Here is an 836-nt window from a genome sequence, read left to right as displayed (position 1 = left end):
CATGGGCAAGGACCACACCCTGTTCGCGCTGGTCGACGGCAAGGTTCAATTCGGCTTCAAGGGCGCATTGAACAAGCAGACCGTTTCGATCGTCGCTGCCGAGTAATCGGTTGGCAAGCCCGCGGACCTCACGTCCGCGGTTGCATACGATCTGGAACGCGGTCCGCCGCGTTTCCCGAACGGCAAAAGCCCTGTCGCGTGCGGCAGGGCTTTTTTGTTTGAAGGCAATTGGCGAGTAAGCTCTCGATTGCCTCCCGGCGGCTCCCTGTACGGACGCCCGCCCTCACCCACTACACGCGCAGACACCATGAAATTCGTAGACGAAGCCACCATTGAAGTGGTCGCCGGTAAAGGCGGCAATGGCGTGGCGAGCTTTCGCCGCGAAAAATTCATTCCCCGTGGCGGTCCCGACGGCGGCGACGGTGGCCGCGGCGGCACCATCTATGCGGTGGCCGATCGCAACATCAACACGCTGATCGACTTCCGCTACGCGCGCCTGCACCGCGCCAAGAACGGCGAAAACGGCCGCGGCTCGGATCAATACGGCGCTGCCGCCCCGGACATCACCCTGCGCGTGCCGGTGGGCACGATCATCCATGACGCCGACACCGGCGAAGTCCTGTTCGACCTGAACAAGCACGAACAGAAAGTCGTGCTGGCAGCCGGCGGCCAGGGCGGCATGGGCAACATCCATTTCAAATCCAGCGTGAACCGCGCCCCCAAGCAGTGGACGCCGGGCAAGGAAGGCGAGCACCGCTACCTGCGCATGGAATTGAAAGTGCTGGCCGACGTGGGTCTGCTGGGCCTGCCCAACGCGGGCAAGTCGACGCTGATCA

Annotated in this window: 1 protein-coding gene and 1 pseudogene; both read left to right on the top strand. The window is 63.4% G+C overall.

Going from position 1 to position 836, the window contains the following annotated elements; translation table 11 throughout:
- Window positions 1-106 (top strand): 50S ribosomal protein L27 (locus B2W22_RS27845; protein ID WP_286940408.1); only part of this gene is annotated, 106 nt, incomplete at its 5' end.
- A gap of 201 nt (window positions 107-307) precedes the next feature.
- Window positions 308-836 (top strand): annotated as a pseudogene (locus B2W22_RS27840) (GTPase ObgE); the annotation flags it as partial.

The sequence above is a fragment of the Achromobacter sp. UBA4530 genome (assembly GCF_002388205.1).
GTDB lineage: Bacteria > Pseudomonadota > Gammaproteobacteria > Burkholderiales > Burkholderiaceae_B > Achromobacter > Achromobacter animicus.
This window is presented reverse-complemented; position numbering and strand designations above follow the sequence as displayed.